The sequence below is a fragment of the Paenibacillus terreus genome (assembly GCF_042138595.1).
Taxonomy (GTDB): domain Bacteria; phylum Bacillota; class Bacilli; order Paenibacillales; family Paenibacillaceae; genus Paenibacillus; species Paenibacillus terreus.
Genome location: NZ_JBHIRX010000006.1, coordinates 240558 through 266806, shown reverse-complemented (window position 1 = coordinate 266806; position 26249 = coordinate 240558). Strand labels below are relative to the sequence as shown.

The 26249-nt window shown below is 50.7% G+C and carries 26 protein-coding genes; 20 read left to right on the top strand and 6 right to left on the bottom strand.

Going from position 1 to position 26249, the window contains the following annotated elements:
* Window positions 1-63: 63 nt before the first annotated feature.
* Window positions 64-1251 carry an enoyl-ACP reductase FabV gene (gene fabV / locus ACE5KN_RS13870; RefSeq protein ID WP_375524786.1) on the bottom strand — a complete coding sequence of 396 codons (1188 nt, stop codon included), beginning with the start codon at window positions 1249-1251 and terminating at the stop codon, window positions 64-66.
* Window positions 1252-1618: 367 nt separating this feature from the next.
* On the opposite strand from fabV, the gene ACE5KN_RS13865 reads away from it, so the two are divergent.
* The 4 genes from ACE5KN_RS13865 (at window position 1619) to ACE5KN_RS13850 (ending at window position 3968) form a co-directional block, all read left to right on the top strand.
* A complete protein-coding gene (locus ACE5KN_RS13865; protein WP_375524787.1) occupies window positions 1619-2107 on the top strand; it encodes a GNAT family N-acetyltransferase in 489 nt (162 codons plus the stop codon).
* Window positions 2108-2350: 243 nt separating this feature from the next.
* Window positions 2351-2809, top strand: coding sequence for a winged helix-turn-helix transcriptional regulator (locus ACE5KN_RS13860; RefSeq protein WP_375524788.1), 459 nt, complete (start codon window positions 2351-2353; stop codon window positions 2807-2809).
* 91 nt (window positions 2810-2900) lie between these two features.
* Window positions 2901-3374 (top strand): VOC family protein, encoded by a 474-nt coding sequence (locus ACE5KN_RS13855; protein WP_375524789.1) that lies wholly within the window; start codon window positions 2901-2903, stop codon window positions 3372-3374.
* Window positions 3375-3404: 30 nt separating this feature from the next.
* Window positions 3405-3968, top strand: a complete 564-nt coding sequence (locus ACE5KN_RS13850) for a dihydrofolate reductase family protein (protein WP_375524790.1) — start codon at window positions 3405-3407, stop codon at window positions 3966-3968.
* A 181-nt stretch (window positions 3969-4149) separates the two neighbouring features.
* Here ACE5KN_RS13850 and ACE5KN_RS13845 read toward each other — a convergent pair whose 3' ends face one another.
* Both ACE5KN_RS13845 and ACE5KN_RS13840 read right to left on the bottom strand, forming a co-directional pair.
* Complete coding sequence (locus ACE5KN_RS13845; protein ID WP_375524791.1) at window positions 4150-4461, bottom strand: hypothetical protein; 312 nt, start codon at window positions 4459-4461, stop codon at window positions 4150-4152.
* Window positions 4462-5013: 552 nt separating this feature from the next.
* Window positions 5014-5457, bottom strand: a complete 444-nt coding sequence (locus ACE5KN_RS13840; protein WP_375524792.1) for an Hsp20/alpha crystallin family protein — start codon at window positions 5455-5457, stop codon at window positions 5014-5016.
* A gap of 417 nt (window positions 5458-5874) precedes the next feature.
* On the opposite strand from ACE5KN_RS13840, the gene ACE5KN_RS13835 reads away from it, so the two are divergent.
* The 7 genes from ACE5KN_RS13835 (at window position 5875) to ACE5KN_RS13805 (ending at window position 11032) form a co-directional block, all read left to right on the top strand.
* Entirely contained in the window at window positions 5875-6132 is a 258-nt protein-coding gene (locus ACE5KN_RS13835; protein ID WP_375524793.1) for an HPr family phosphocarrier protein, read from the top strand.
* 47 nt (window positions 6133-6179) lie between these two features.
* Window positions 6180-8084, top strand: a complete 1905-nt coding sequence (locus ACE5KN_RS13830) for a BglG family transcription antiterminator (RefSeq protein ID WP_375524794.1) — start codon at window positions 6180-6182, stop codon at window positions 8082-8084.
* A gap of 393 nt (window positions 8085-8477) precedes the next feature.
* Window positions 8478-8852, top strand: a complete 375-nt coding sequence (locus ACE5KN_RS13825; protein ID WP_375524795.1) for a hypothetical protein — start codon at window positions 8478-8480, stop codon at window positions 8850-8852.
* Window position 8853: 1 nt separating this feature from the next.
* Window positions 8854-9219 (top strand): glycine-rich SFCGS family protein, encoded by a 366-nt coding sequence (locus tag ACE5KN_RS13820; RefSeq protein WP_355326071.1) that lies wholly within the window; start codon window positions 8854-8856, stop codon window positions 9217-9219.
* A gap of 3 nt (window positions 9220-9222) precedes the next feature.
* Window positions 9223-9561 carry a DUF4312 family protein gene (locus tag ACE5KN_RS13815; protein ID WP_375524796.1) on the top strand — a complete coding sequence of 113 codons (339 nt, stop codon included), beginning with the start codon at window positions 9223-9225 and terminating at the stop codon, window positions 9559-9561.
* A 26-nt stretch (window positions 9562-9587) separates the two neighbouring features.
* Window positions 9588-10373 (top strand): DUF4311 domain-containing protein, encoded by a 786-nt coding sequence (locus ACE5KN_RS13810; RefSeq protein ID WP_355326065.1) that lies wholly within the window; start codon window positions 9588-9590, stop codon window positions 10371-10373.
* A gap of 2 nt (window positions 10374-10375) precedes the next feature.
* Window positions 10376-11032, top strand: coding sequence for a DUF4310 family protein (locus ACE5KN_RS13805; RefSeq protein ID WP_375524797.1), 657 nt, complete (start codon window positions 10376-10378; stop codon window positions 11030-11032).
* A 129-nt stretch (window positions 11033-11161) separates the two neighbouring features.
* On the opposite strand, the gene ACE5KN_RS13800 is transcribed toward ACE5KN_RS13805, so the two are convergent.
* Window positions 11162-12700 carry a sulfatase family protein gene (locus ACE5KN_RS13800; protein WP_375524798.1) on the bottom strand — a complete coding sequence of 513 codons (1539 nt, stop codon included), beginning with the start codon at window positions 12698-12700 and terminating at the stop codon, window positions 11162-11164.
* 152 nt (window positions 12701-12852) lie between these two features.
* On the opposite strand from ACE5KN_RS13800, the gene ACE5KN_RS13795 reads away from it, so the two are divergent.
* The 8 genes from ACE5KN_RS13795 to ACE5KN_RS13760 all read left to right on the top strand — a co-directional run bounded on the left by ACE5KN_RS13795 (window position 12853) and on the right by ACE5KN_RS13760 (window position 23326).
* Window positions 12853-13716, top strand: coding sequence for an AraC family transcriptional regulator (locus ACE5KN_RS13795; RefSeq protein ID WP_375524799.1), 864 nt, complete (start codon window positions 12853-12855; stop codon window positions 13714-13716).
* Window positions 13717-13828: 112 nt separating this feature from the next.
* On the top strand, window positions 13829-15415 hold the full coding sequence (locus ACE5KN_RS13790) for an extracellular solute-binding protein (protein WP_375524800.1): 1587 nt from the start codon (window positions 13829-13831) through the stop codon (window positions 15413-15415).
* A gap of 33 nt (window positions 15416-15448) precedes the next feature.
* Window positions 15449-16405 (top strand): ABC transporter permease, encoded by a 957-nt coding sequence (locus ACE5KN_RS13785; RefSeq protein WP_375524801.1) that lies wholly within the window; start codon window positions 15449-15451, stop codon window positions 16403-16405.
* A gap of 14 nt (window positions 16406-16419) precedes the next feature.
* Window positions 16420-17325, top strand: coding sequence for a carbohydrate ABC transporter permease (locus tag ACE5KN_RS13780; RefSeq protein ID WP_375524802.1), 906 nt, complete (start codon window positions 16420-16422; stop codon window positions 17323-17325).
* Window positions 17326-17347: 22 nt separating this feature from the next.
* Window positions 17348-19369: an alpha-L-arabinofuranosidase family protein gene (locus tag ACE5KN_RS13775; RefSeq protein WP_375524803.1), complete on the top strand. Its 2022-nt coding sequence runs from the start codon at window positions 17348-17350 to the stop codon at window positions 19367-19369.
* 223 nt (window positions 19370-19592) lie between these two features.
* Window positions 19593-20339, top strand: a complete 747-nt coding sequence (gene map, locus ACE5KN_RS13770) for a type I methionyl aminopeptidase (RefSeq protein WP_375524804.1) — start codon at window positions 19593-19595, stop codon at window positions 20337-20339.
* A gap of 304 nt (window positions 20340-20643) precedes the next feature.
* Complete coding sequence (locus ACE5KN_RS13765) at window positions 20644-21711, top strand: ABC transporter ATP-binding protein (RefSeq protein WP_375524951.1); 1068 nt, start codon at window positions 20644-20646, stop codon at window positions 21709-21711.
* Between the two features lie 214 nt (window positions 21712-21925).
* On the top strand, window positions 21926-23326 hold the full coding sequence (locus ACE5KN_RS13760) for a carboxypeptidase regulatory-like domain-containing protein (protein ID WP_375524805.1): 1401 nt from the start codon (window positions 21926-21928) through the stop codon (window positions 23324-23326).
* A 55-nt stretch (window positions 23327-23381) separates the two neighbouring features.
* Here the strand turns inward: ACE5KN_RS13760 and ACE5KN_RS13755 are convergent, their stop codons facing one another.
* Together ACE5KN_RS13755 and ACE5KN_RS13750 are read right to left on the bottom strand one after the other, a co-directional pair.
* Window positions 23382-23981: an AarF/UbiB family protein gene (locus tag ACE5KN_RS13755; protein ID WP_375524806.1), complete on the bottom strand. Its 600-nt coding sequence runs from the start codon at window positions 23979-23981 to the stop codon at window positions 23382-23384.
* A 14-nt stretch (window positions 23982-23995) separates the two neighbouring features.
* Complete coding sequence (locus ACE5KN_RS13750; RefSeq protein ID WP_375524807.1) at window positions 23996-24781, bottom strand: HipA family kinase; 786 nt, start codon at window positions 24779-24781, stop codon at window positions 23996-23998.
* Between the two features lie 263 nt (window positions 24782-25044).
* Here ACE5KN_RS13750 and ACE5KN_RS13745 point away from each other — a divergent pair, with 263 nt between their 5' ends.
* Window positions 25045-25917, top strand: coding sequence for a sugar phosphate isomerase/epimerase family protein (locus ACE5KN_RS13745; RefSeq protein WP_375524952.1), 873 nt, complete (start codon window positions 25045-25047; stop codon window positions 25915-25917).
* Window positions 25918-26249: the final 332 nt, after the last annotated feature.

Genomic DNA, 26249 nt, shown 5'->3' with positions numbered 1-26249 from the left:
AAGAGCGATTGGAGGAATGCTTCGTTCTCGGAGCGCCTCAGACCCTCTACAACAACCTGAAGCCTACCTTACTCCCGGAACCTCTACCTCCGGATCCACATCCGCTTCATAATCCACACCTTCGGTCTCAAAGCCGAACAGCTGGAAAAATTCGCGGCGGTAGCCCTCAAGATCGGTCAGCTCGTAAATATTGTCCGTTGTCACCTCAGACCACAGCTTGGCCACCTCTTCCTGAACGTCCGCACGCAGCTCCCAGTCATCGATGCGGATGCGTCCTTCAGCGTCGACAGGGGTCTCGCTTTGGTTAAACAGGAGCTCGAACAGGCGGTACATCTGCTCAATCGTACCTTCGTGCAGCCCTTTTTCCTTCATAACCTTGTACAAAGCGGAAACATACAGGGGCACAACCGGAATTGCGGAGCTGGACTGAGTCACCAGCGCTTTGCTGACTGTGACGTATGCCCGGCCTCCTCCAGCGGCAAGCTGCTCGTTCAGCTGACGGGCAGTTGCCTCCAGGTGATCCTTGGCCCGTCCGATGGAGCCTTCCCGGTAAATGGCCTGCGTAATTTCCGAGCCTATGTAAGAATAGGCGATGGTGATCGCATTCGGAGCAAGCACGCCTGCCTCCTGCAGGCGGTTGATCCACATCTGCCAGTCTTCTCCGCCCATGACGGCGACCGTGTTGGCAATTTCCTCTTCGGTGGCAGGCTCAATGGTTACTTCACTGACTTCGCCGTTGTGGAAATTCACCGTTTTGTTGGAATATGGCTTGCCGATTGGCTTCAGAACGGAGTTCTTCGCTTCCCCGGTCTGCGGATCGGTGCGGCGGGCAGAAGCAACGCTGTAGATTACCAGGTCAACTTGTCCCAGCTCGCCCCGAATCGTATCGATCGTTTTCTGCTTTGTTTCCTCGGAAAAGGCGTCGCCCGTTACGCTGATGGAGTGCAGTCCGGCTTCCTGGGCGGCTTTTTCGAAGGCTGCGGAATTGTACCAGCCTGCCGATGCGGTGCGTCCTTTGACGGATTCGCCGTTCCGGTACACACCGATTGTGTTGGCTCCTGCACCAAAGGCGGCTACGATGCGCGAGGAGAGGCCGTAACCCGTGGATGCCCCGATTACCAGCACATTGCGCGGCCCTTTAACGGGCGGCTGATTTTTCACATAATTGATCTGGTTCTGCACCTGCTGCGCACAGCCTGTCGGATGTGCCGTTGTACAAATAAAACCGCGTGTTCTTGGCTTAATAATCATGTCGATGGATTTCCTTTCTTCATCTCTGCTCATTTTGCTTGTAAAAGCATATATACACCTTCCTATTTTACCTATTTTTTTATCAAACGGAAACCGTAGCTTTCCAATGGTACGCTGGAGACTAATAAGAGCCCATATTTTTACCATTTTAAACGTGCCAACTGCCATTTTAGCGAGTCACTTACATATGCCCTTACCAAAAAGTTTGTTTTCGAGAACCTTTATTATATTGCTTTGTTGGTACTACTCATGTATCTCGGCTGTTCCTATGTTTTGTTGGAAAATGCCGATCAAGCCTGCTGGACCGTATTTGAATAGCCTATGGTAAAATTGATATTTATAACTTACAAAGCTGGGGTGATTTTAAATGATTACGGTTAAACCACTAGAACCTCATGAGTTTGATTTTTTTATGGATATGCACTACGAGTCTATTCACATCTTGCAGGCGAAGCCGGCTAAGCACGAGCTTCTTAATGCTCCACATCTTAAGAAATATCATGAAGGTTGGGGGCGAAAAGGAGACCGGGCATTAGTTGCTCTGAAGGATGATCATCTTGCTGGGGCGGTATGGTATAGATTGTTCGACGAAACGAATATGGGTTACGGGTTCGTCGATAGCGATACACCGGAGCTAGGCATCGCAGTACATTCAGAATATCGAGGAAGCGGTATCGGACGAATCTTAATGCATGAAATCGTCAAGCAAGCAGAGAGCGATGGATACAAATCACTTTCCTTGAGCGTTGACCCCCAAAATTCTTCCGCCGTGAAGTTATATCAGAAACTAGGATTTGTCTATTGGGGCCTTTCCGGAACTTCATGGACCATGAAACTCGATATTCAGTCCCATTAAGCTATCATAAGCTTGGAAGCACAGCAATCTGATCAATAATTATTTTTCGTGTAGTTGGAGTAGAAGCCAGGATATCAGCACTTCAATCGATTCGGTACCCATCATCATCTTGCCGCAAACCGTAAACTCCTTTGGTCGTACACAGTAGTAGTGCCGTGCGATCTTTTTATTTACTGTGATAATGAAAGCGATATGGCATATTTCACTTTGATGATCAAACTATATTTGTGATACAATGCAGTCATGAAACGAGAAGAAAACAAATCCCGTTGCCCGATCAATTTTACCGTGGAAATTTTCGGCGATACCTGGTCCATGCTCATCGTGCGTGACATGGCGGCCCTAGGCAAGCAAACGTTTGGCGAATTTTTGGAGTCGGAGGAGCGCATTGGACCTAGCGTTCTGGCGGATCGGCTCGCTCATTTGGAAAGGAAGGGGATTATCCGTAAAAGGCCAAGCGAGACCGACAAACGAAAAATTATTTATTCGCTCACCGAAAACGGCCTCGACGTCATTCCGATTTTGTACGAAATCGCAGTGTATGGCTCCAGACACAGTCCGGATCCAGACGCGCCGGATGTTTGGTTCAAATCGCTCGAGTTCGACAAGCAGATAGTCGTTCGCTTATGGCGCGAGGCCATTCAGGCCGGAAGCTCGTTTTTCCTCGGCCCGGATAGTGTCGTAAGCAAGTTGGGACTATAATTTCACTTTCAGTTTGATTATGATAGTGAGTTTTGCTATGATAACTATCATGATCATAGTGAAAGGAGGTGGGTAGTTCGTGGGGATTTCCATGCCCAGGATCACCCCTCATCTGGTCTTCAACGACCAGGCCGAGGAAGCGGCGAAGTTCTACGTCTCCATTTTCAAAAACTCCGCGATTCTTAACAAGACGTACTATACCGACAACGTAGGAGCGATGGCAGGTGCCGTTCGGACCGTAAGATTTCATCTGGACGGGCAGGAGATGATCGCCGTCAACGGAGGACCGTCCTTTACGTTCAGCGACGGGATATCGCTGTACGTCAATTGCGAAACGCAGGAAGAAATCGACGAGTTGTGGGAAAAACTATCTGCTGGCGGTGTCAAGGAACGATGCGGCTGGTTGCGGGATCGATACGGTGTGTATTGGCAAATCAATCCCACCATTTCGTGGGAGATGGTAAATGACCCCGATCCCGAAAAAGCGCTGCGGGTGATGGACGCCATCGACGGCATGACAAAGATCGATATTGAAACCTTAAAACACGCTTACGCAGGCTCGTAGCAAAGGCCATTTCAAGGAGGACTCTATCGAATGGGCGAAATCATCATCACCATGCAAATGTCGTTGGACGGCGTCGTCTCGCAAGAAGATCGCTGGATGTTATTAAGCGACGAAATTTTGGAAGACTACTTGAAGTACTACAAAACGGTGGATGCGCTTGTGGTCGGAGGCAATACGTATGAAGGGCTGGCGCAGTATTGGCCAAATGCGGAAAGTTCCTCCGATTCCCCCATTGAACGTGCAGTAGCCAAGAGCCTGAACGATCACCGCAAATTTGTATTCACCCGATCGGAAAACGATCTCACTTGGCGCAATTCGGAGCCGGTCACCGTTACCGATGACGATTCGTTCGTTCGTGAAATGGAGAAGTTAAAGAACAAGTTCGGGAAAATCTCCGTGGAGAGCGGTGTGAAAACGTGGCAACGATGCATCCAACATCGACTGTTCGATGAATTGTGGGTGTTGGTTCATCCCGTGATCGCCGCCGAGGGAGACAAGCTGTTTGCACTCGCCAATGCGCAACAGCCTTTGAAGTTGGTCAAGAGCAAAACGTACCAAAACGGCGTACTGGGATTGCATTACCAGAAAGGCTGATCGAGCGTTCTAGAAACGCCTCTCCCTGATTTCTTGGTATCGATGAGATGAGCGGCGATTTTCTTGAGTTGTGTCGCAGGTCCTTCAGGACCGTATATGAGGGCGGTAGTCAGCGCCCCGTTGCAGGCCAAAAGCAATTGATCGGCTAACTCCTCTGGGTCGCGCGCCCCGGCCTGCTGACTTAAAAGAAAAAACAGATGAGTAATGCTCGCTCGTGCTCGACCGAAAGCCGATGGGCCCGATCGTTGGGGTTAGGGAATTCAGTCAGAGCTTCAAAAAAGGACAAGCGCGATCCCGGCTCCGTCATTTGCTCGGCACATTCATCGAACCATGCCAGCAACTGAGCTTTCAGCGATCCTTCATGAATGGAGATACTCGCCTGAAACCCGATCAAGGATTTATCACTTTCAAAGCGGCCTATATGGCAGTTGGCTTGACCTGGTTTGCAACAAGAATGTTTGATCTGTGGGCAACCTAAATTTTGCTTTTCCAAAGCTACACCTCTTGCTCTGTCCCAATAAGGAGATCCAAAAGGCAAAGAGGCACTGATCGGGGGATTCTCGATCAGTGCCTCTTTGTAGCCTTATAGTCAATTGATTTCTTTTAAAGGGACACCGACCTCTTTAAATAAACTGATTACTTGAAAAAGAAAAGGAAATCTGGTAAGGAACTTGAACGATAACCGTAAATCAGCCCGTGTTTCGTTTTTTCACTGCGACGAAATATGGGCTTTCTGTTTAGATAGGGAAAGAGACCGAAATACTTGGTCGTTACTGCAGCTGAACTGCTGTAATGCAAGACAGAGTGATCCGGAGCAATACATTGCCGAGACGTTCGCGGCCGCAGATTCGGTTGCTCGATGGTGTGGGAGCAAATCGCTCAGCGTTCACAGCGGTACACCCGCCACCCAAGCGGGTTGAGTAGGTTGAGTTGAGACATGCCTGTGAAGATCGCTCTGAAGTGCCCGCCTATTTGATATCCTGGCGGTGCTTCAACACAAAAAAACGCCCGGCCCAACAGAATGGGCCAAGCGCCTGTAGCCGGTTTATTCAACATTAATACGTTTGCGCTGCGACGTGCTAGGCACCCGTTTTGGGACCTCCAGCTTGAGGATGCCGTCCTGCAGCGTGGCTCTAATGGCATCATCGACGATGTTTTCCACATAAAAGCGGCGAACGAATTCACCTGTCCGGCGTTCTCTGCGGATGATTCGGTTGTTGTCGTCTTTTTGCTCCTTGAGTTCATTGCGTTTAGCACGGATGGTCAAATAGTTCTGGTCAACATCAATATCGATATCCTCTCTGGCTACACCGGGAAGCTCGGCCTCGACAACGTACTTATCATTCATTTCTCTTATATCGATACGGAACGGCTGGGTAGCACCATTAAACGAAGAGAACACGCTGTCGTCCATCGCATCGCTGAGCGACTTCGTCATCTGATCGAACAGTTCTTCACTGCGTTTGCGGAACGGAACCAGATCAAACATACGTCTCAGTCCTCCTGTATAGTGATTATTTTACTTACGCTTTTATTATATGCTTCAACAGTTTGTGCAGCAAAAGCTGTAATTATGTAAATATCGCCGTTTTTCCTGAAAAGAGCTCATTATAGAGCACCAAATTTGACTTTCTTTGATTTTGACTTTGTTTGACCAATTGTGAGGAGCTTCCATTAACTGTGTGTAAATAACTGCACCATTGCTGGTGAAAGAAATTTGATCTAGTCAGATCGGGCTAAAACCGTTAATGTGATGTTAATTTAATTAACTTATTTTCAAAATGAAATTGCTTTTAAAACACGGTGGTCCGAAATAAATCGCTTACATTTTTGTGAATGTTACTAAATGTGACATATATCACATCAAGCGGGACTGACCATTTACAAAATTCAAGGAGATTATGACATGCAAAAAGAGCTGACTATTCAAAATCCGCTTGGCATCCATTCAAGGCCGGCCGGAGCGGTTACCAAAAAAGCGCTGCAGTATCCATGCGATGTAAAGATCGTCAAGGGCTCCAAGGAGGTCAATGCGAAGAGCATTATCGGCGTGCTTTCTCTTGAAATGAAATACGGCGACCAGATTCTTCTAATCACAGCGGGAGACCAGGAGGAGGAAGCGCTAAAGGAACTCGGGGAACTGCTGGAATCCGATCTCGAGTAAGAGAAAGCGGCTGCACTGGCTTGCGGATAAACAGGAGGTGTTGGGAAATGACCATGGTGACCCGGACCCGTGCACTGCTGAAAAAAATACTGTATACCCCGAATCCGGTACGAATCAAGGATTGTGCCACTGAATTTGGCGTCAGTGAGCGTACGATCAAATATGACATCGAAAGCATCCGAATGTGGCTTACCGGTGAAGGAGTCGAGATCAAGTCCAAGCCCAGCACAGGCATCTGGATTGAATGTCCGGAAGAGGAACGGGACCATCTGCTGCGCAAAATGGATGCGGATAAGGATCACACCGTACTGAGTCAGCAGGAGAGAATCCAATATGTGACCATGGAGCTGCTGCTGCGTGTTGAAGAGACCACGATTGGACGGATCGCTTCCCATTTGGGCATCACCCGCAATACGGCTCTATCCGATCTGGCTCAAGTGGAACTGCTGCTGCAGGAATGGCATCTGCAGCTGGAAAGATCACGCAAAGGGGTGAAAATTAACGGTTCAGGCGTACAGAAAAGACGGATGCTGGAGCAGCTCGTTTACCGTCTGCTTGATGGCAGCGATATGCTGCAAATTGTGCAGGGCGCAGCATCGGGACAGAAACCGCGCATTCATTTCGCCCCCATTCTGGAGCAGTTTTTGCAGCCGGCAGGCGACCTTAACGCAGTGTTTGCGGCGGTTGGAGATTTGGTGAAGGAGACGGAGGGCAGCATCGGAGTGCTCCTGTCCGACCAGGCCATCATCGGGATATTTATCAGGTTGTGTATCGTCATATCCTCCGGCGGCACCGGCGAAGCTCCCCGGGAGTATAACAGGATGCCAGGGGATGAAGCAGAGATATTCGGTATTTTCAAGCGGGTTCTGACCGGATTTTTCCAAACATCGGGCAAAGAAATTGCCGATCAGGATGTCTGGTTCATCTGTCTGCAGGCAATCAGCAGAATTCCGGTATCTGTCGATTCAAGGGCAGGACGGGAGCCGCTGCTTCCGGATGCACTGGTCATTACCAGACGGTTAATCGAAGCGGTCAGCCGCATTGTTGATCCGGCTTTGGCGAGGGACCCGGACCTGTTCAGCCATCTGCTCGACCATACCTCACGCAAGCTGACCCAATACAGCTACGGTATCGTTGAGCCCAATCCCATGCTTCAGGATATTATCAGCGTCTATCGCGGCATGTTCGATGCTGTGAAGAGCGCGAGCATAGAGGTGTACGGTCCTTACCGCATTTACCTGACAGATTCGGATATCGGTTATATCGTTGTTTATTTCCAGCTCGCCTATGAGCGGTTGAATGAGCAGCGGAGCATTCGCGGACTTGTTGTATGCGGTACGGGCAAGGGGACGAGCAGGCTGCTGAAGGCCGTGATCGAGAAGCAAATCCCGAATCTCAGGATCGACGGCAGCTGTTCGGTGATGGAGCTGAACAAAACGCTGCTGGAAAGCGAATATGATCTGGTGGTCAGCGTGTTTCCCGTTGATGTACCGATACCGTCCGTTGTCGTCAGCCCCATCCCCGGGAAGCGGGACTTTGCGGCGATTCAGGAGAAGGTCGCCGCCATCGCTCCCGCAAAGGCTGATGCGCCGCAGGCTTCCGGCAACCCGCTGCCGCCTACCACGGGGAAGGTAGAAGACCCGGAAGTGATGCAGTCCTGGTTTCAGGAACTGGTGTTCAGGGGTTTTGAGCTGGGCCGGCAAATTGCCGATGAGCTGGGCAGCCACCTGACACCCGACCGGCTGGAAGGGCTGAAGATGCATCTGATCTTCATGATGCAGAGAATCGCTCTGCACACCCAGTACGAGGATCAAACTGCCATTCTTGCGGTGGCGCCCCCTCAGACAGGCCGTGAACGCCTGCTGAGAATTCTTGAGCAAAGAGGATTAAAGGTCTCGGAGGCGGAGCTGCAGGCAATCCTCAAATATCTGGAGCAGCCGTCGGAGGACTGAGTCCCGCAAATATTAAAGAGATGTGCACACTTTTTAATGGTTCAAAACCGAAATCGGTGCTTGATTGGTGAATAGGTGCGAGTGCGTATAAAAGCGCAAAATTCTAACGGTTATGAGCGACGCTATTTAAGTAAAAATCGGGAGTTACAAGATTTAACGGTTGCAGGTGAGCTTATTTTCATTTTTTTGTAGGTGAAGGGGCTGTTTCCCCTAAATAAGCGCACATACAACTGTTAGAAAAGAAATCTTCCTTTTCTCGGCCGAATAAGCGCTCTGACAACCGTTAGCAAAGAAATGTACCGGATTAGATTATTCATTCGAGGCAAGCCCATGGGTCAAACACCGATTTCTAGATTGGGCCTCTTTAATCTAAAAATATCGGAGATGTCTAACATGTTTATTACCAGCAGCGTCCTGAGGGACATTACAGAGAAAGCGACTGCAGACCAGGAAGCGCAAAGCAAATTGGAAGATTGGCTGCCCCGGCTTCAGGAGTACGCTCCCGAAGCGGGACTGAAAATCGGCCACGACAAGGCTGTCGTGATTGGCATCCACCTGCTTGCCTATTTGAAACGGCTTGACCAGGGAGAACGCCTGCCGGAAATTCCGGACGAAATGCTGACGGAAATCAGCCCGGAGTACGAGCGTTTAAGCCGTAAGTTGTTGAAGCTGGTTCCCGGAGCGGAGTCGCAGGAGCCGGATACGGCGGAAATTTTTTATCTTGCAGTTCATTTTGAAGCCGTAAAGGCAAATATGGGAGGAAACTGAAATGAGTGAAAAGGTGAAAGTAGTAATTGGCGACCGTCTGGGCAAAGGGCAAAACGTTGCCAAAGGAGTGGAGGCGGCTGGAGGAATCGCTATCGTAATCCCTGGCATCGGTGCTGACATGAAGCTTGGCGATGTCATGCATGAGGAGCAGGCCGATTTCGGCATTTCCTTCTGCGGCAGCGGCGGCGCGGGTGCGGTGACTGCCAACACCAAATACAAATATCCGATGGAATTTGGCCTTCGTTCTGTTGATGCAGGGGTAACGGCCATCCGAAGCGGCAAGAAGGTGATCGGCTTTGGTTTCATGGATACCGAGGAGCTGGGGCGCAGACTTACGGAAGCTTATATTCAGACGCACGGGAGGTAAGCCATGTACCTGGAGAAGGAAGTAACGTTGACTCTGACGGGAACAGGAGAGAGCGAGCGCGCCGCTTTTCAGCACATTTTAAATGAAATGAAAAAGCAGGTGACCCGTAATGAAGCGGACATGATGCTGCAGATTGAACCGCGCAACATGGAGGTTTTGTCCGCCGTCAGGACGGTGCGTACAGAGAAGTTCCTGGGCATTCTGTTTCCACGCACACGGACCCGCTATGAAATCAAGGCAACTATTACTGTGATGCTCAGATATATGGATTTGTCCAAAATCGAATACGAGGTCCATGAAGAAAAACAGACTGCAATCCAGCATGTCATGCGCATGCGATAGGCGCTTGCTGAATTAAGGGGGAAGCTATGGAGACGTTGGAAATCATTTTAAAATCAATCGTGATCGGCCTGTTTGTCGGCTTTGGCGTGGGGGCGGGCGCCGCCAGAATGTTCCACGCTCCGAAAGTGCAGGGCATGGGGGCGTTTCGTACCTTCGGTGAATTGAATGCCTGCCAGGGGGACCCGGTGGCTCACTTCTCATTTGGTCTCGGCTTCCTGTTTAATGCCTGGGCCTCCGTCGTTGGGGCCGGCGGTCTGACCCAGGATGTGGATCATCGCATTATTCCGAACTGGGCGGCCGCTACTCTCTTGTTCAAAAATAAAAACGTGGAAGAAACGCTTCATGATCCGCGTAAAATGGCATGGACGGGTGCCGTAGTCGGCGCGGTTGTCGTCACGGTGCTGAATTCTACCGCAGCCGCCATTCCGGCTTCACTGCAGGCTGTCGCTACCCAGGTGCTGGTGCCGGCGGCGAACTGGCTGATCAACCCGATCATGCCGATCGTCTTCTGGACGGCGGCGATGGATGCGGGCAAGCGTACGGGAGTGTGGGCGACGGTGCTCGGAGGTTTGTCACACCTCGTGATGGGCAATGCCGTGCCGGGCATTGTGCTTGGCATCCTGATCGGCAAAGGCGTTGACGACAGCGGCTGGAACCGTATTACCAAAACACTCGTTGTAGCGGTTGTGCTGCTCTTCCTGTTCAGTGGCTTCTTCCGCGGCTTTGACGCGAAGCTGATCGAGAGCATGCATATGACAATTCCGCAGTGGCTTATTGATCTGCACGCACTTTTTGGATCTGAGGTGGGTTAATGATGGAAAATACAAAACTGCAAACTGGATTCTGGTATTCGGAATGGGCGTTTACGTTGTTCGTCGCGCTGCTGGCTTCAGGCATTTTCGCCGGAACGCACTTGTACTATGTATATCATGTAGGGGCTTTTAATGATATTGCCATTGTGGCCATGCTGGAAGCAGGGATCAAGGGCGGGAGCTATGGCGCTGCCGCCGCCTTCGGGGCAAGCTTCCTGTTCGCACGTATTCTGGAAGGTCCGCTCGTCGGCATTCTTGATATCGGCGGGGCGCTGCAGACAGGTCTTGGCATCGGCGTTCCTGCGCTGCTGCTGAGCGCCGGGCTGACCGCGCCGCTGACCTCCTTCCCGCTTGCGCTGCTGACCGGAGCGGTGCTGGGATTCCTGGTCGGATTTATCATCATTATGATCCGCAAATTTACCATCAACGCCTCCAACTCCACTTTCGGTGCGGATATTATGATGGGAGCGGGCAATGCGGCCGGACGTTATCTCGGGCCGCTGATTATTATCTCTGCCGCCATGGCTTCCATTCCTGTCGGCATCGGAGCAACCATCGGAGCGGCCATATTTTACGCCTTCAAAAAGCCGATTGCCGGCGGAGCGATTATCGGTGCCATGATCATGGGCGCATTCTTCCCGATCGAAATTCCTCAATAATGATGTAAAATAAGAGGTCTCAACCGTATTCTAGATGGCTGAGGCCTCTTTTTTTTGCTCTCCGTAACATACAATCAAGCCGGGGCTGGCTGTCCTTTAACGGTCGGGTTCATCCCGGACCTCCAATGCCTATGCATGATGGATTCGCGGCATGGGCAGCGGTTCTTTGCCAAGCTCGGCCCATGCATATTTGAGCAGCAGCTCCGTCTTGAGCTGCTCGCAGCCGGGTTCGTCCCACAAGTTATGCAGCTCTCCCGGGTCCTCCTGCAGATCGAAGATTTCTCCGTAGGTTTGATTGTAATAAACCGTGATTTTGTAACGCGTGTCGACATAGGTTTTTTGATGAATGGTGGTCGGTTCGTGCCGGAATTCGCAAATGGCATGCTCCCGCACTTGTTCCTTTCTGCCGAGCCACACCTCCTTTTGGTCGATCCCGGTCATGGACGGGGGAATTGGCAGACCGCAGAAGGACAGGAAGGTGGGCGCTAGATCAACCAAGGATTGAATCGCATCCGAACGCCGGCCGGCGGGGACATGGCCCGGGTATCTGACGATAAACGGAAGCTTGATGAGGTCTTCGTAATGGAAGCCTCCTTTGGCCTGCAGGCCATGCTGGCCGAAGAAATGGCCGTGATCCGTCGTGAACACGACGAGGGTATTCTCCGCCAATCCCAGTTCGTCCAATTTATCGAGAATTTTGCCGATATATTTGTCCATCAGGCTGATCATGCCGTAATACACGGCGACCAGCTTCTTTTTGTCGTATTCCGTCAGCCGCGCTTTTGCCCCGTACTCATAATAATGATGGGAACGGTAGCCGTGAATGCCGAAGCCTGTCTCCATTAGAGCGGAAAAGTCCGGGTTTTCCTCCTGTGTCAAGCGGAAATGCGGCGGGTTGCGGTCATGCTCTCCAGGCACAAGGGAAGGAATGGTCAGCTTCTCCGGGTCATACATCGTATCCCAGGGCTCAGGCGCCAAATATTCCGGATGCGGGTCGAAGAAGCTGGCCCATAGGAAGAAAGGATCACCCGATTGCTTATGCTGCTCCAGACGGGCATTCGTCCGCTCCGCAATCCACGTGTTGTAATGATATTTTTCCGGTATCGGCCACTTATACGTCTGTGCAGGGTCCATCGTTCCCGTTGGCGGCAGGAAATAATCCCGCCAATTGGCGCAGCCCCGCTCTTCCAGCCACAAAGCGTAATGCTGGCCGACATGGGCTTCATTCGTATGGTTCCGTGCCAGCTCGACATGGTCAAACCCGTAGAACGGACCGTGGAAGCTCCGCCAATAATCCAGGTCCTGCAGCAGCGGATAAGCTTCCTTCGATTCGTGTTCAGGTGTCGATGTCAAAGGCTGAAAATGCGCTTTGCCGATCAGCGAGGTCCGGTAGCCTGCCTGGCTGAAATCCTCCCCTACGGTATGGCGGTCCTCAAGCAGTTTCGTACCCAGTGTCCAGGCGCCGTGCTGGCTCGGATACATCCCCGTAATGATGGAGGACCTGCTGGGCGTGCAGGTCGGATTCGGGCAATAGGCCCGGCCGAACATGGTTCCTTGCTGAGCCAGACGGTCCAAATTCGGCGTGGAGATTTCAGGCTGAAATGCTCCGATCGTGTTCCAATGCTGCTGATCGCTCGTGATTAGTAAAATGTTAGGTTTCTTCGTCAAGCATGATCCCCTCCTAGTACCATATTATTGAAAGAGTGGTGTTTTCAAAATGTCCTAATGTTATATATAGATGGCATTTTGTTTTTCTTGACGTTACCAAGAGGGGAAATAGTATAATCAAATTTAAAATCTTTTTAGCGGGGGTGAGGGAGATGAAGGACTACGGACATGAATATGCGGACATTTTTTATTACGCCCCAAATGAGTTTGAGAAGCTTGGCGGACTTTGGCCGCTGCGAACCGGGCATAATGTGGCGAAAGAGAATTATAGTGTAGGACCGAGAGTGATAGAATGCTTTTCCTTTCATTTTGTGCTCAGCGGCGAGGTGACTTTGTCGAGTTTGGGGGATACGGTAACTTTAAAGGAAGGAAGTATGTTTTGCCTGTTCCCGAATGTGAAACACAGTTACTGGATATCGCAATATGACCCCGGAGCTCCGCTTCGCATGCATTGGTTGGCGTTTCATGGATCGCAGGCAGAACAGCTGGTAAAAAGAATCGGAATTTCGGAGCGTAAACCGTATTTACGCAACAAACTCACGAACGAGCTGGCCGAATTGCTGAGGGCCTCCATGAAACAGATCGAAAACCGGGAGAAAGACGGGGATTTGCAGCTGCAGATCATCCTGTACCGGATCTTTGAATTATTATCGCGTCCGCTTCCCGAGGCTGCAAACGACAATGATTGGTTAAACGCTTGTTTGCGGTATATGGAAACACATTATGCCGAAGGCATCACCGTTTCGGATGTCGCACGGTTTATCGGTATGCACCGCTCTCATTTTTCCAGCAGTTTCAAGCGTTGTACCGGTAAGAGTCCCCGAGAATTTTTGATAAAGCTGCGGATGGAGCGTGCGGTGGAAATGCTGCAAAGCAGGTCGTTATCGATTACGGAAATATCACTTTCTCTCGGATACACGGACTTGTATACGTTCTCAAGGGCTTTTTGCACTTACTATGGAATTTCTCCTACCTATTACCGCCGTCAATTACTTTCCCAACGAAATGCCAAATGAATAACAACGAAATGTCATTTCTATTTCCACTAGGTTACTTTATGCTAAATGCAACTCTTAATGCCCACTATATATCTTTGAATACTTTGGTTTAAAAGGAGTTGCAAAATGTATGCGTAAACCGTGGAGAAGAAGTGCAATCTGGACGATGCTCGTGCTTGGCCTTGTGTTATCGGGGTGCAATTCAGGTGCCCCCACGAATAACGAAGCCAATCCTGAAGGGGAATCCGGGACTGTCGTGAACAAAACCGGATATCCCATCGTGCAGGAACCGATTAAACTTAAGATATTCTCACGCATTGCCCCTGTCAACGGCCCGTTTAAGGATATGCCGGTGTTTCAGGACTATGAAAAAATGAGCAATGTGCAGGTGGAATTTATCGAGGCGCCGACGGACGGTTTTCAGGAGAAAAAGAATCTGTTGTTCGCATCCAATGAGCTTCCCGATGCATTGTTTCGCTCCGGTCTTACCCCGCTTGAGACGATCCGTTACGGAACGGCCGGTCAACTGATTCCGCTCGAAAAGCTGATCGACGACTACGCGCCGAACTTTAAAAAACTAATGGATCAGTACCCCGAAATCCGCTCGGCAATCACGACTCCGGAAGGCCATATTTATGCTCTTCCTGCAGTCGTTACTTTGGACGCTGCCCGAACAGATAAAAAATGGATCAATCAGGCATGGCTGAAAAAGCTGAATCTGCAAGAACCGCAAACGACGGACGATCTGTATAACGTGCTGGTGGCCTTCCGCGACCGCGACCCGAACGGGAACGGGCAGAAGGACGAAATTCCGATGACCGCCCGCGCCGGGCAGCCCGGGCTCGGACTGCCGATTGTAAATATGATGAGCGGCTCGTTTGGCCTGGACCAGCAGCTTGGCTACAACATTAACTTGGTTGACGGCAAAGTGGAAATCTGGATGGGCAGTGAGCGCAACAAAGAAATGCTGATGTACCTCAATAAGCTGTATGCCGAAAAACTGCTTGATCCTGCGCTGTTTTCGCATAAAGAAGCAGAATATCTCGCCAAACAGGCATCGGGTAAGACTGGCTTCTTTTTTGACCAAACGAACAATCCTTTCTTGAAAATCGCGGATCAATATACGGGAATCGCTCCCCTTGAAGGTCCGCACGGGGATCGGCTGCAAAGCCAGGGAGCGCCTATTGCACGGGACTTTGGAGCCTTTGCCATTACTTCGGTCAACAAGCATCCGGAAGCTACACTGCGCTGGATCGACTATTTTTACAGCGAGGAAGGTTCAACCTTACTCAGATTCGGAAGAGAAGGCGAGCATTATGAATTGAAGGACGGCATTCCTTACTATAAAGAAGAATACTCCACTGCGGAGACTCAGCCGAAAATCACCCCGTACGCCGGAGGTGGAGCGCCGCATCTGATCAGCGACAAGGTCGCATCCTACATCAATCCTCCGCAGGTGCAGGAGGCGCAGGAGAAGCTGGATCCTTATATGCCGAAGGTCCGTTATGCTGCCCCGATGTTTGACGAGCAAACGGCACAGCAGGTCAATATTCTGCGTACCGACATTGATAAATATTACGAAGAGCAAAGCACGAAATTCATTGCCGGGACGCTCAGCTTTGATAAATGGGATGAATTCCGCTCCACGCTGCAGAAAATGAGGATCGATGAGCTGGAAAAGCTGTATCAGGAAGCCTATGACAAAATGCAGAAATAAGCGTAAGCCTTTTTGGATAAGGAGTAGATGCTCATGAACAATACGGAGGCCCCTTTGAGGGCAGCGGTGCACCGGAGTCGTCTCAAACGGGGCAATCTGGTCCGGCAAATCGTGAAAAGATATGACTTATATCTCATGCTGCTTTTACCGGTAGCGTGGTACTTGCTCTTTCATTACGTTCCGCTGTACGGGCTGCAGATCGCGTTCAAAAATTTCAATCCGGCGAAGGGAATTCTCGGCAGCGAATGGGTGGGCTTTGATCATTTCACGCGCTTTTTCGATTCCTATTATTTCTGGAGGCTGCTGTGGAATACGCTGTCCATCAACCTGCTGTCCCTGCTGATCGCTTTTCCCATCCCTATTTTGCTGGCCTTGCTTGTGAATGAGCTTCGCAGCAAGGCCTTCAGCAAAGTGCTGCAAAATATCACTTATATCCCGCACTTCATTTCGGTCGTCGTCATCGTCGGAATTCTCACAGTCATGCTCGCCCCCACTGGTCCGGTCAACATGCTGATTCATGCGTTCGGCGGAGAGCCGGTCCGGTTTATGGAGGCGGCAGGCTGGTTCAAAACGATTTTTATCGGATCAAACATCTGGCAGAACATGGGCTGGCAGTCGATCATCTATATCGCGGCCCTTAGCGGGATTAATCCGCAGCTATATGAAGCGGCCAAGATGGACGGAGCTTCCCGGCTGCGGCGCATCTGGCATGTCTCCCTGCCGGGAATCGTTCCCGTCATCGTCATTTTGCTGATTCTGGACGTAGGGCAATTTATGAACATCGGATTCGAGAAAATACTGCTGATGCAAAACAATCTGAATCTCGAAGCAAGCGACGTGATCTCCTCGTTCGTGTATACAACAGGCATTCTTAAAGGCGAGTACAGCTACACCGCGGCGATCGGGCTGTTCAACTCGGTGATCAATCTGACGCTGCTGCTGATGGTGAACCGTTTTGCCCGCAAAACGTCGGAGACGAGCTTATGGTAAAGGAGGATAGGAACATGTCTCAGCCATCTGTGGCAAAAAAGACGTCAAACGGTCCTAAGGACGAACGTTGGTTTGATATCATTCTGTACCTGGTCGCGGCGGTGATCATCATCATTGTGCTGTATCCGCTGCTGTTTGTGGTCAGCGCCTCGTTCAGCGATCCGGCGAAGGTGCTGGGCGGGGAAGTGTGGCTGCTGCCGAAGGGTGTTACGCTTGACGCCTATGCGAATATTTTGGCTGATGATCAAATCTGGACCGGATATGCCAATTCGATTTTGTATACAACGGTCGGTACGGTCATCAATATCGTTATGACGCTGCTGGCGGCATATCCGCTCTCGCGGCCGGATCTTCCCTTGCGCAGAGGGCTGATGCTGGTGGTGACGTTCACCATGTTTTTCAGCGGCGGGCTGATTCCGACCTATCTGCTAGTCAAGGATCTGGGGATGGTCGATACGATGTGGGCCCTGATCATTCCGGGCGCGATTTCCACGTACAATCTGATCGTCATGAGAACGTACTTTCAGTCCAGCATTCCCTGGGAGCTGCAGGAAGCGGCCCATATCGACGGCTGCTCCAATTGGCGGCTGCTCGTCAGCATCATTTTGCCGCTATCGAAGCCGATCCTGGCCGTGATGGTCCTGTTCTACGCCGTCGGCCACTGGAATTCGTTTTTTAATGCGCTCATTTATATCCGGAGCGAAGAGCTGTATCCGCTGCAGCTGGTGCTGCGCGAAATTCTGCTGATCAGCCAATCGGACGCCGTGGACGGCCTCGTCGGGCTGGAGGACAAGGTGCTGCTGGCCGAAAGTATCAAGTATGCGGTCATTATCGTCTCCAGTCTGCCGGTGCTCATCATGTATCCGTTCGTGCAGCGGCATTTTGTAAAAGGCGTCATGATCGGTTCAATCAAAGGATAAACCTGTGAAGGAGGGAAACGAATTGACTGCTAACGCAAAAATTACCATTGATGCCGGCCGGGCAAGCGATCATACGGTCAACCCCTATCTGTTTGGGCATTTCGTCGAGGATATTCGTGACCACATGGAGGCCATGCTGGCCTATCCGCTGAAGGATATGGATTTTGAAAGTGAAGCCGCGGGACAGACGGGCGTACCGGGGGACTGGAGACACTACACGAACGGGCGGAATACAACATACGCACTGGAGGCACCGGCTCTGAGACATTCGGGCCGTGCCGTGCGCATCCGCATTCTGAGCGATGATGAAGCTTATGCCGGGATAACGCAGACAGCAGCGCTGAAGGGACCGATGGATTATACGGTCAAGCTGGTCGCCCGGGCTTCCGTCGAGCTTAAATACGTGCTGGTCGAGGCGGCAGACCGGCGCATGGAGGAGCGGATCGGGCTTGTGCGTATTGACCTGTCCAGCCATAATTGGCAGGAATACGAGGCGAAGCTGTCCGTCTCCCGCGCTTGCACGGATGCTGAAATCCGGGTATACGTGCCGGCTGATCATCCAAGATGGCATGATCAAGTATCCACAGGCATGCTATGGCTCGATCATGTGTCCCTGCTGCCTGCGGACAGCATCGGCGGGGTGAAGCGCGAAGTGATGGAGATGACGCGGGATCTGAACGCAGGCATGATGCGGCTTGCCGGCAATTACATCAGCGCTTACCACTTTGAGCACGGCATCGGTCCTGTACTGGAACGGCCTGTCATGTACAACGAAGCGTGGGGCGGGTGGACGTGCAAATATTTCGGCACGGATGAATTTATTCAGTTCTGCCGGGAGCTTGGTGTTGAGCCGCTTATTTGCGTGAACGATGGCTCCGGAACACCGGAGGAAGCCGCCCAGTGGGTGGAATACTGCAATGGTGGCATCGATACGCCGATGGGCGCGCAGCGGGCGGCGAACGGACACTCCGAGCCATATAATGTAAAGTATTGGGAAATCGGCAACGAAGTATGGGGAGACTGGCAGGTGGGCAGCTGTTCTGCGGACCAGTTTGCGGAGCGGTGCGTCGCTTTTGCCGAAGCGATGAAGGCGGCAGACCCGTCGCTCGTTATTTTGGCCTGCGGGCATACCGATCAAGCCTGGAATCGGGCGGTGCTTGATATCGCGGGGGAGCATATCGATTATTTGACTCTGCATTTATATCACGGCCTGGGGCGCTTTGGGATGAACCGCAATACACCTGCCGGGGAGCGCTATAAAGCGATAGCTGCTTTCGCCGAGTGGACCCGCGATGACATCCGGCGCACGGCGGAGCAGATCCGCGCGAATGCGAAGCACCGCCATATCAAGCTGGCTATTACCGAATACAACACAATGTATTATCCGAACACGGGCAGAAAAGGATTGCCGGATGAGCACACGTTGGGGGCCGCTGTGGCGAATGCTGCCAATCTCAATGAATTTCTGCGCTCCAGTGATTTGGTGCACATCGGCAGCTTTTCTGATCTCGTCAACGGCTGGCTTGGGGGCTGCATCCGCGTGGGGGATTATTATGCCGACCAATACCGCGGCAAAATCCCCGGCTGGAGCGGCCATCCCTTGACGGTGTACGGTACGCCGACTTATGAAGTATTGAAGCTGTATGCGAACCGGGACATTCGGCGCATGTTATCTGTCGATGTGGCGTGCGGTTCCTTCTCCGTCCTCTCCCACAAGCCGACTCCTGCCGGATTTGACGCACTGCCGGATTTGGACGTGGCAGCCTGCATCAATGAAGAAGGCAGCACGGTCACTGTCTTTATCGTGAACCGCAGCCTGCAGGAGGTAACAGCAGAGCTCAGTCTGAGCGGGTTGGAAGTGTCCGGGGAAGCGCTTCTCCATGAAATCACGGGCGATTCCTTCGAAGAGATCAACTCCGTCTTTGCTCCGGATCGCATCACCTGCAAGGTGAGCACAGTGCCGGAAGAGGCATGGCAGCGCGGTCTTCTGCTGCACCCGGCTTCGGTATATGCGCTTGAGATCAAGGGAAAGTATGTATCATGAGAAATGCCTGGCGATAATCGAAAAAGCAATCAGGCGCGAAAAGGTGACTAGGCGGTAACTGGAAGCTGTTCAAAAGTGGATTTTGCATCGCTTTTGAAACAGCTTTTTTTGTCGTTTAAGATGTACATATCAATGCATACTATTTTCAATTCAGGAAGATGAACTGGATTTTACTGCATACAATGTTATAAAATCTTGGATAACTTTAATGGAGGAGCCAAGGATGATTACTTTAAAAAGTGAACGCGAAATAGATCTGATGCACGAAGCAGGAAAGCTGCTGGCCGCATGCCACCGTGAAATTGCAAAAATCATCCGCCCCGGGATTACAACCATGGAAATCGATCGTTTTGTTGAGGACTATTTGGCCCGGCACGGTGCGACCCCTGAGCAGAAAGGCTTTAAAGGATACGAGTATGCGACCTGTGCTTCCATTAATGATGAAATTTGCCACGGCTTCCCGCGCAAAGAGCCGCTGCAAGAGGGTGATATCGTCACGATCGACATGGTGGTCAATTTGCACGGCGGCCTGGCTGATTCGGCATGGACGTATGCGGTGGGCAACATTCCCGAGCATACGCAGAAGCTGCTGGATGTAACGCTTGAGTCGCTGTACAAAGGTATTGAGGCAGCGGTAGCGGGCAACCGGTTAGGGGACATCGGCCATGCTATTCAAAGTTATGTCGAACCCTTGGGCTTCTCGGTCGTCCGTGACTTCACTGCCCACGGAATCGGGCCCACACTGCATGAGCAGCCGCAAATTCCGCATTATGGCACGCCGGGCAGAGGCTTGAGATTAAAAGAAGGCATGGTCATTACGATCGAGCCGATGATCAATGAAGGAACCTGGCACAGCAAGATGGATGACAATAATTGGACAGCCAGAACGCTTGACGGTATGCTGTCCGCTCAATATGAGCATACCGTGGCAATCACCAGAAACGGGCCGCTGATTCTGACCGCACAATAAACACGTGATAAACACGTGATAAACACGTGATAAACACGCGATAAACACGTGATAAACACGCGATAAACACGTGATAAACACGCGATAAGCAGCGCAACAATAAGCGCTGAAATGCATCCTCTAAAATGGGGCCTGACGGGGCTCTGATATTCCGGGAGCGGCCGCATCATACCTGAATTTCCAATAACAGTATATCAAACCGTTGTTTTATGTACCTTACCAGCCGTGTTATCTTGACTGTTCGGACATGTATGGTAGAATTGTATGATAATAATCATCAGAATAAATGAATGTGAGTGATATAATGTCCAAGCTCCTGGAAGTTAAAGATCTGGCAATTTCATTTAAAGTGCGTGGGGGAGAGCTTCAAGCCATCCGCGGTGTAAGCTTTCATGTCAATAAAGGGGAAACGCTGGCGATTGTGGGCGAGTCCGGATCAGGCAAGAGCGTAACCTCACAGGCCATCATGAAGCTGATCCCTTCGCCGCCGGCTGTGTACAAGCGCGGTCAGATTCTGTTTGACGGCAAGGAAATTATCAGCAAGACCGAAGAGGAAATGCGAAGCATCCGCGGCAACGAAATCGGAATGATTTTTCAGGACCCGATGACTTCCCTGAACCCGACGATCAAGGTTGGCAAGCAGATTACGGAAGTATTGTTCAAGCACAAGAAGATGTCCAAAGAAGACGCTTACAAGCGGGGGATAGAACTGCTCAAGCTGGTTGGAATTCCGCATCCTGAGCAGCGCTTTAACCAGTACCCGCATGAATTCAGCGGCGGGATGAGACAGCGGGTGGTTATTGCCATGGCGCTTGCGGCAGATCCGAAGCTGCTGATTGCCGATGAGCCGACAACCGCACTGGACGTGACGATTCAGGCGCAAATTCTTGAGCTGATGAAGGAGATTCAGAAGAAGATCGGGACAGCGATCATTTTCATTACCCACGACCTTGGCGTAGTGGCGAAGATGGCGGACCGGGTAGCTGTTATGTATGCAGGCCAGATCGTCGAGACCGGCACGGTGGACGAAATCTTCTATGATCCGAAGCATCCGTATACCTGGGGATTGCTGGCATCCATGCCGCATCTGGAGAGCAAAGGCCAGAAGCTGACCGCGATTCCGGGCACACCTCCCGATCTGCTGCATCCGCCTAAGGGAGATGCCTTTGCGCTGCGCAGCACTTATGCGATGAAAATTGACTTTGAGAAGGAACCGCCTATTTACAAGGTGTCCGATACTCATTATGTCAAATCGTGGCTGCTGCATCCGATGTCACCTGCCGTGGAGCCGCCTGAAGTGGTGAAGAGCAAAATACGCAAGCTGGAGAATGCGTATGAGCAGCCGGTTATGGTGGACAGCTACGAGGCCTAGTCCAGGACAACAGCTAAATATCATGTAATCAAAGCGCCGAACCTGATTGGAGGTTCGGCGCTTTTTTTGTATTTTCTAATCGTATGAAGCTACTAAATAAATACAAGGAAAAAATAAATTTAAAAAGTAAACTATTCATTGAATTACAGTAATTGACAAGATGTGAAAGGAGGATTATATTAAACTTGTAAAACTTAATAAAGGAGATGGTAGAATGGTCCGAAGAGTTATCGTGTTATTGGGCGCCTTGTTTTTCATGGCAGGTTTGACGTGGGCTTTACCGCTGCATGCGGCCTTTTCCCCGGATGATGGAACTGCTGCCGGCATCAAACTGAAGGAGCTTGCGGATACAGATCTTGGCGGTATACATACATCAGCAATTCCGGCAGCGTCAGCAGGCAAGCTGGGCAGCAAGTCAGCATCTGAGATGGATGAAAAAGTATTGCTTGACAGTTCTCATAACAGGTTATTTTCGATAACGGACGCGACATACAGCAATTCGGCAACAGCTGCCACCTATGACAATACCTCACCTGATGGGGCAATTTACATTGCGCCGGGAACGCAGACATCCGGTTATATCACGGCAGAAGGCGAGAGCAGATGGTTCCTGACTAATGTTGATTCCCCGCTGAAGCTTACCGCTTTGATGAATCCGGGGGCTGCCGTTGACTATGACCTGTCCCTGTACAAGCTCGACGAAGCCACGGGAATACTAACCCGGGTCTCCTATTCGCAGAAAGGAAACGGACAGTACGAACAGTTAAGCCACGTAGCCGATCCAGGGTACTATTTTGTGCTTGTTCAATCCTATGTCGGATCAGACACGCTTAACCCTTTCACGCTTTATGTCGGACTGTCTGACAGCTACGATGCCAATGAGCCTGACGACAATCCCTGGTTTGCGAAAAATCAAGGCTCCAAGACGTTCAGCAGCAGCCAGAATATAGATAACTTTCTCGATGAAGATTGGACCAAAATCAGTCTGCCTAGAAATGCGCCTGTCCGATTGCTTCTGAACAATCCTTCAGCCTACGGTGAATACCGGCTGGACCTTTATGATGCCAATCTCAACAGCCTCGGATACCTTGGACAAAACTCCCAAGGGCAGGTTCAACTTCCGGCAGGGGACTACTACATCCGTGTCTGGGCTCCGTCCTCCTTTGATCTTACGACTCCTTATACTTTGTCCGTAAGCTACCAGGCAGCCGATGTGACCCGTGTCAGCATCACCAATATTACTTCGGATGGCGGAGTTCAGGGATTTATTAACTACGGATACGGGGACAAATGGCGGATCAAAAACAACATTACGATCTCCGGCCGGGCATTTGACGCCTCAGGCAATCCGGTTGCCAATGCGCCTGTGACGGCTGCCTTGAGAGTGACGATCAACCAGCAAATTTTTCAGGCCAGCACCACAACGGACAGTCAGGGTTATTTCTCGGTTTCCCTTAACAACCTGACTTCGGCGGCTGGCAATTATTCTTACTATAATAACGGGTTAAGCATTCACTATTATGATATTATCCCAATTGTCTTCTTTAGCGGGGACAAACAGGTCAGCGCAAATATCGATTCATTATATCATTTTGCCTATCAGATCAGGGCTTGAGCCATAAGCAGAAGCAAGCAGAGGCTGTTCCACACCAAGGAACGGCCTCTTTCTATTAAGCATAAGGAATCACAGATGCCTGCTTCCACTCGGCATACATCGCCGGATCCTGCCTTTCGACATAGTGAAGAAAGGGAGCCAGATATCCTATATTGGCAAGACTTCTTAACATTCTTTCCGGATAGGGCTGTACTGCCTGATACGAATTCACGTGGTCAATCACTTTGACCTGTCGTTCCGGAGTAATGTACACATGACGCAAAGCAGTATCGATCCGTGTAAATCCAACACGCTTCATTTCATAAAGCATTGTCAGCAGCTTTTCGGCAAGGTCATGTGGGAATGCTTGCTGCTCGGAAAGAAATGTTTTAATCCCCTGTCCCTGAATAAATTCCATGACGATATAATTGGGGCCGGTTTCGAATACTTGGGGGATGAATGATGCGGAAGAGGCACGGCCAAGGGTAACAGCCTCCTGTTGCGCGTCTGCTTCGTGGGCAAAGACCTTAACACACGCAGCGGCAGAGAGCTGAAAAACGGCTCCTTGCGCTCCTGCTCCGAGAAAGGGGTAACCTGTCGGATTATACCATTGGACCTTATAAGCTTCACCGGGTGTATGAATGCCAGGGTACACTTGGATGTTGTAATATGCCACAGTTTTTCACCCCCTCATGGTATGCTTCTCCACAACGGAAAGTGTTCCTTGAGCTGGAGAAGCCAATTCGACAGATTCCACCTGCGGCAATCCAGTGCAAACGATAATGTTACGAGTTCCGCACGGGTAACGCCCCATTCAGCCGGCAGATCGGCAGTAATTTCGAGCAAATCACTTGACGGCAGTGCGTTGATGGCAGCTATTGCTGAATCAAACGGGTTGGGACCGTCCAAATAGGGGACAAACTTGGCGTACAACGGGCCCCAAAATTTTCGGTATTCGGAAACTGAATCTAACACCGATTCCGGGGTCCAATTCGGACCGTTGAAGATATTTGCATTATCAATCATCCATATCTGTGAATCAGATCCCCGTGAGACAAGGATGTTCTGTCCATAATCCCGCCATAGATAACGGTCGTTATTATCCAGCCAATAGTCAAATGTGATTATATCTGCGGCCTGTGCAATGTTGATGCAGCTGCCAAGCTCTTCGTCTGAGGGATTATCCGTACTATTAGAAATATATCTGCTGCCAAAATGCGGACCATCCCCGATATTGAAGCCTAACTCCAAGAACTGTGTTCTTAACGATTCATGAATATGGATGACCTGTCCATCTGGAACGGGGAGGTTCAACAGTTTTGCCAGTCTGCAGCAGATCATCTCGTTAGCGAGAGCCCGTATCCCCTGAGGGTTACTTGATAGTTTGACTACATATAAATTACCATCGCTGCATTGCATCAGATGAGGCTTACTCCATCCAAAAAGAGAGCGGACATAGGTGACAGCCTGTAACATGGATACCCCTCCAAAGTGAATTAATCCGGTATTCAGATGACCTCCTTGAAATGTGTTATGTTTCAGTATATGAGCAGAAGGATACTGGGACAGGGCAATCTGGCATTTACTGAGTCGCCTCTTCGACGGGAGGAGCAGGAGTAGTGCAGTGGATATTGAATACTAACTATGATATGGACAACGCCAACGAGTCGAGTATCAGTGGGCTGCGGGCAGATTGTGCTCAGATATATTTATTATGTATTTATGGAAAAGAAAGGATGATGGTCGTGGGATTAACGAATAAAATCGGGGTTATTTCGGATAGCTTTGGTCTTGGCGTGAGGGAGGATCTGAAGAAAGCGAAGGAAATCGGAGCTGATGGTGTGCAGATCTGGGCCATTGCCGGTGAAATGGAGCCTGACAATTTGACGGCAGAGGACAGAAAAGAGCTGCGTGCGTACATTTCCGGGCTCGGTCTTGAGGTATCGGCTTTATGTGCGGATTACGGCGGCCATGGCTTCAAAAATCCGGAAGAGAACGGCTGGAAAATCGAAAAATCGAAGAAGGTGCTCGATTTGGCCTTCGATCTGGGGACCAATATCGTGACTACCCATATCGGAATTGTACCGGAAAGCAGCGATGATCCTGCATATGCCATCATGCAGAAGGCCTGCAACGAGCTGGCGGCATATGCATCCTCGCGCGGCGGATATTTTGCCATTGAAACCGGCCCGGAGCCGGCGGACCGTCTGAAGAAATTTCTGGATTCACTGGACTCCAAAGGGGTGGCGGTTAATTTTGACCCGGCGAATATGGTGATGGTCACCGGCGATGATCCCGTGCAGGGCGTGTATACGCTGCGTAATTATATTGTACATACCCATGTAAAAGACGGCGTGCGTCTGCGTGAGGTCGATCCCCGTGACGTATATGGAGTTTTGGACCACGAGCAGATCGCGGTCATGGCTGAGGGCGGGGCCGGTTTCCGGGAGGTGCCGCTTGGAGAAGGCAGCGTTGATTTTGAGGCTTATTTTGCCGCGCTGCAGGCTATCGGCTATACCGGTTATTTGACGGTGGAAAGGGAGGTTGGCGAACATCCGGAAGACGATATACGGGCAGCCGTGAAGTTTATCCAGAGCCACCGCGATCGTTAGGATGATGACACATCTCCACTCTTGGCAACAGCCGCTTTGGAGAGCGGGCTATCAGATCAGGGCTTGAGCGAACTGCCAACTGCTTCATAATATATGACCGGACTGCCTTCACTACTCTGTGAGGGCAGTTTTTTTATCGGATAGAATTACCGGGAAAACATGAAGTATTGCAACTATTTCCTCTCCGTAACCGCCTCGTTTCTGCCTCGTTTCAAATTGCGTATAAATTTACCTTCAAACCATACTTCCAGACATGGGATGAAGCTTCACTCAGTTATAAAATCAAAGGCGAGAAAGCGGCATACCTACATTTCATGAAAAGGAGAGGTCCG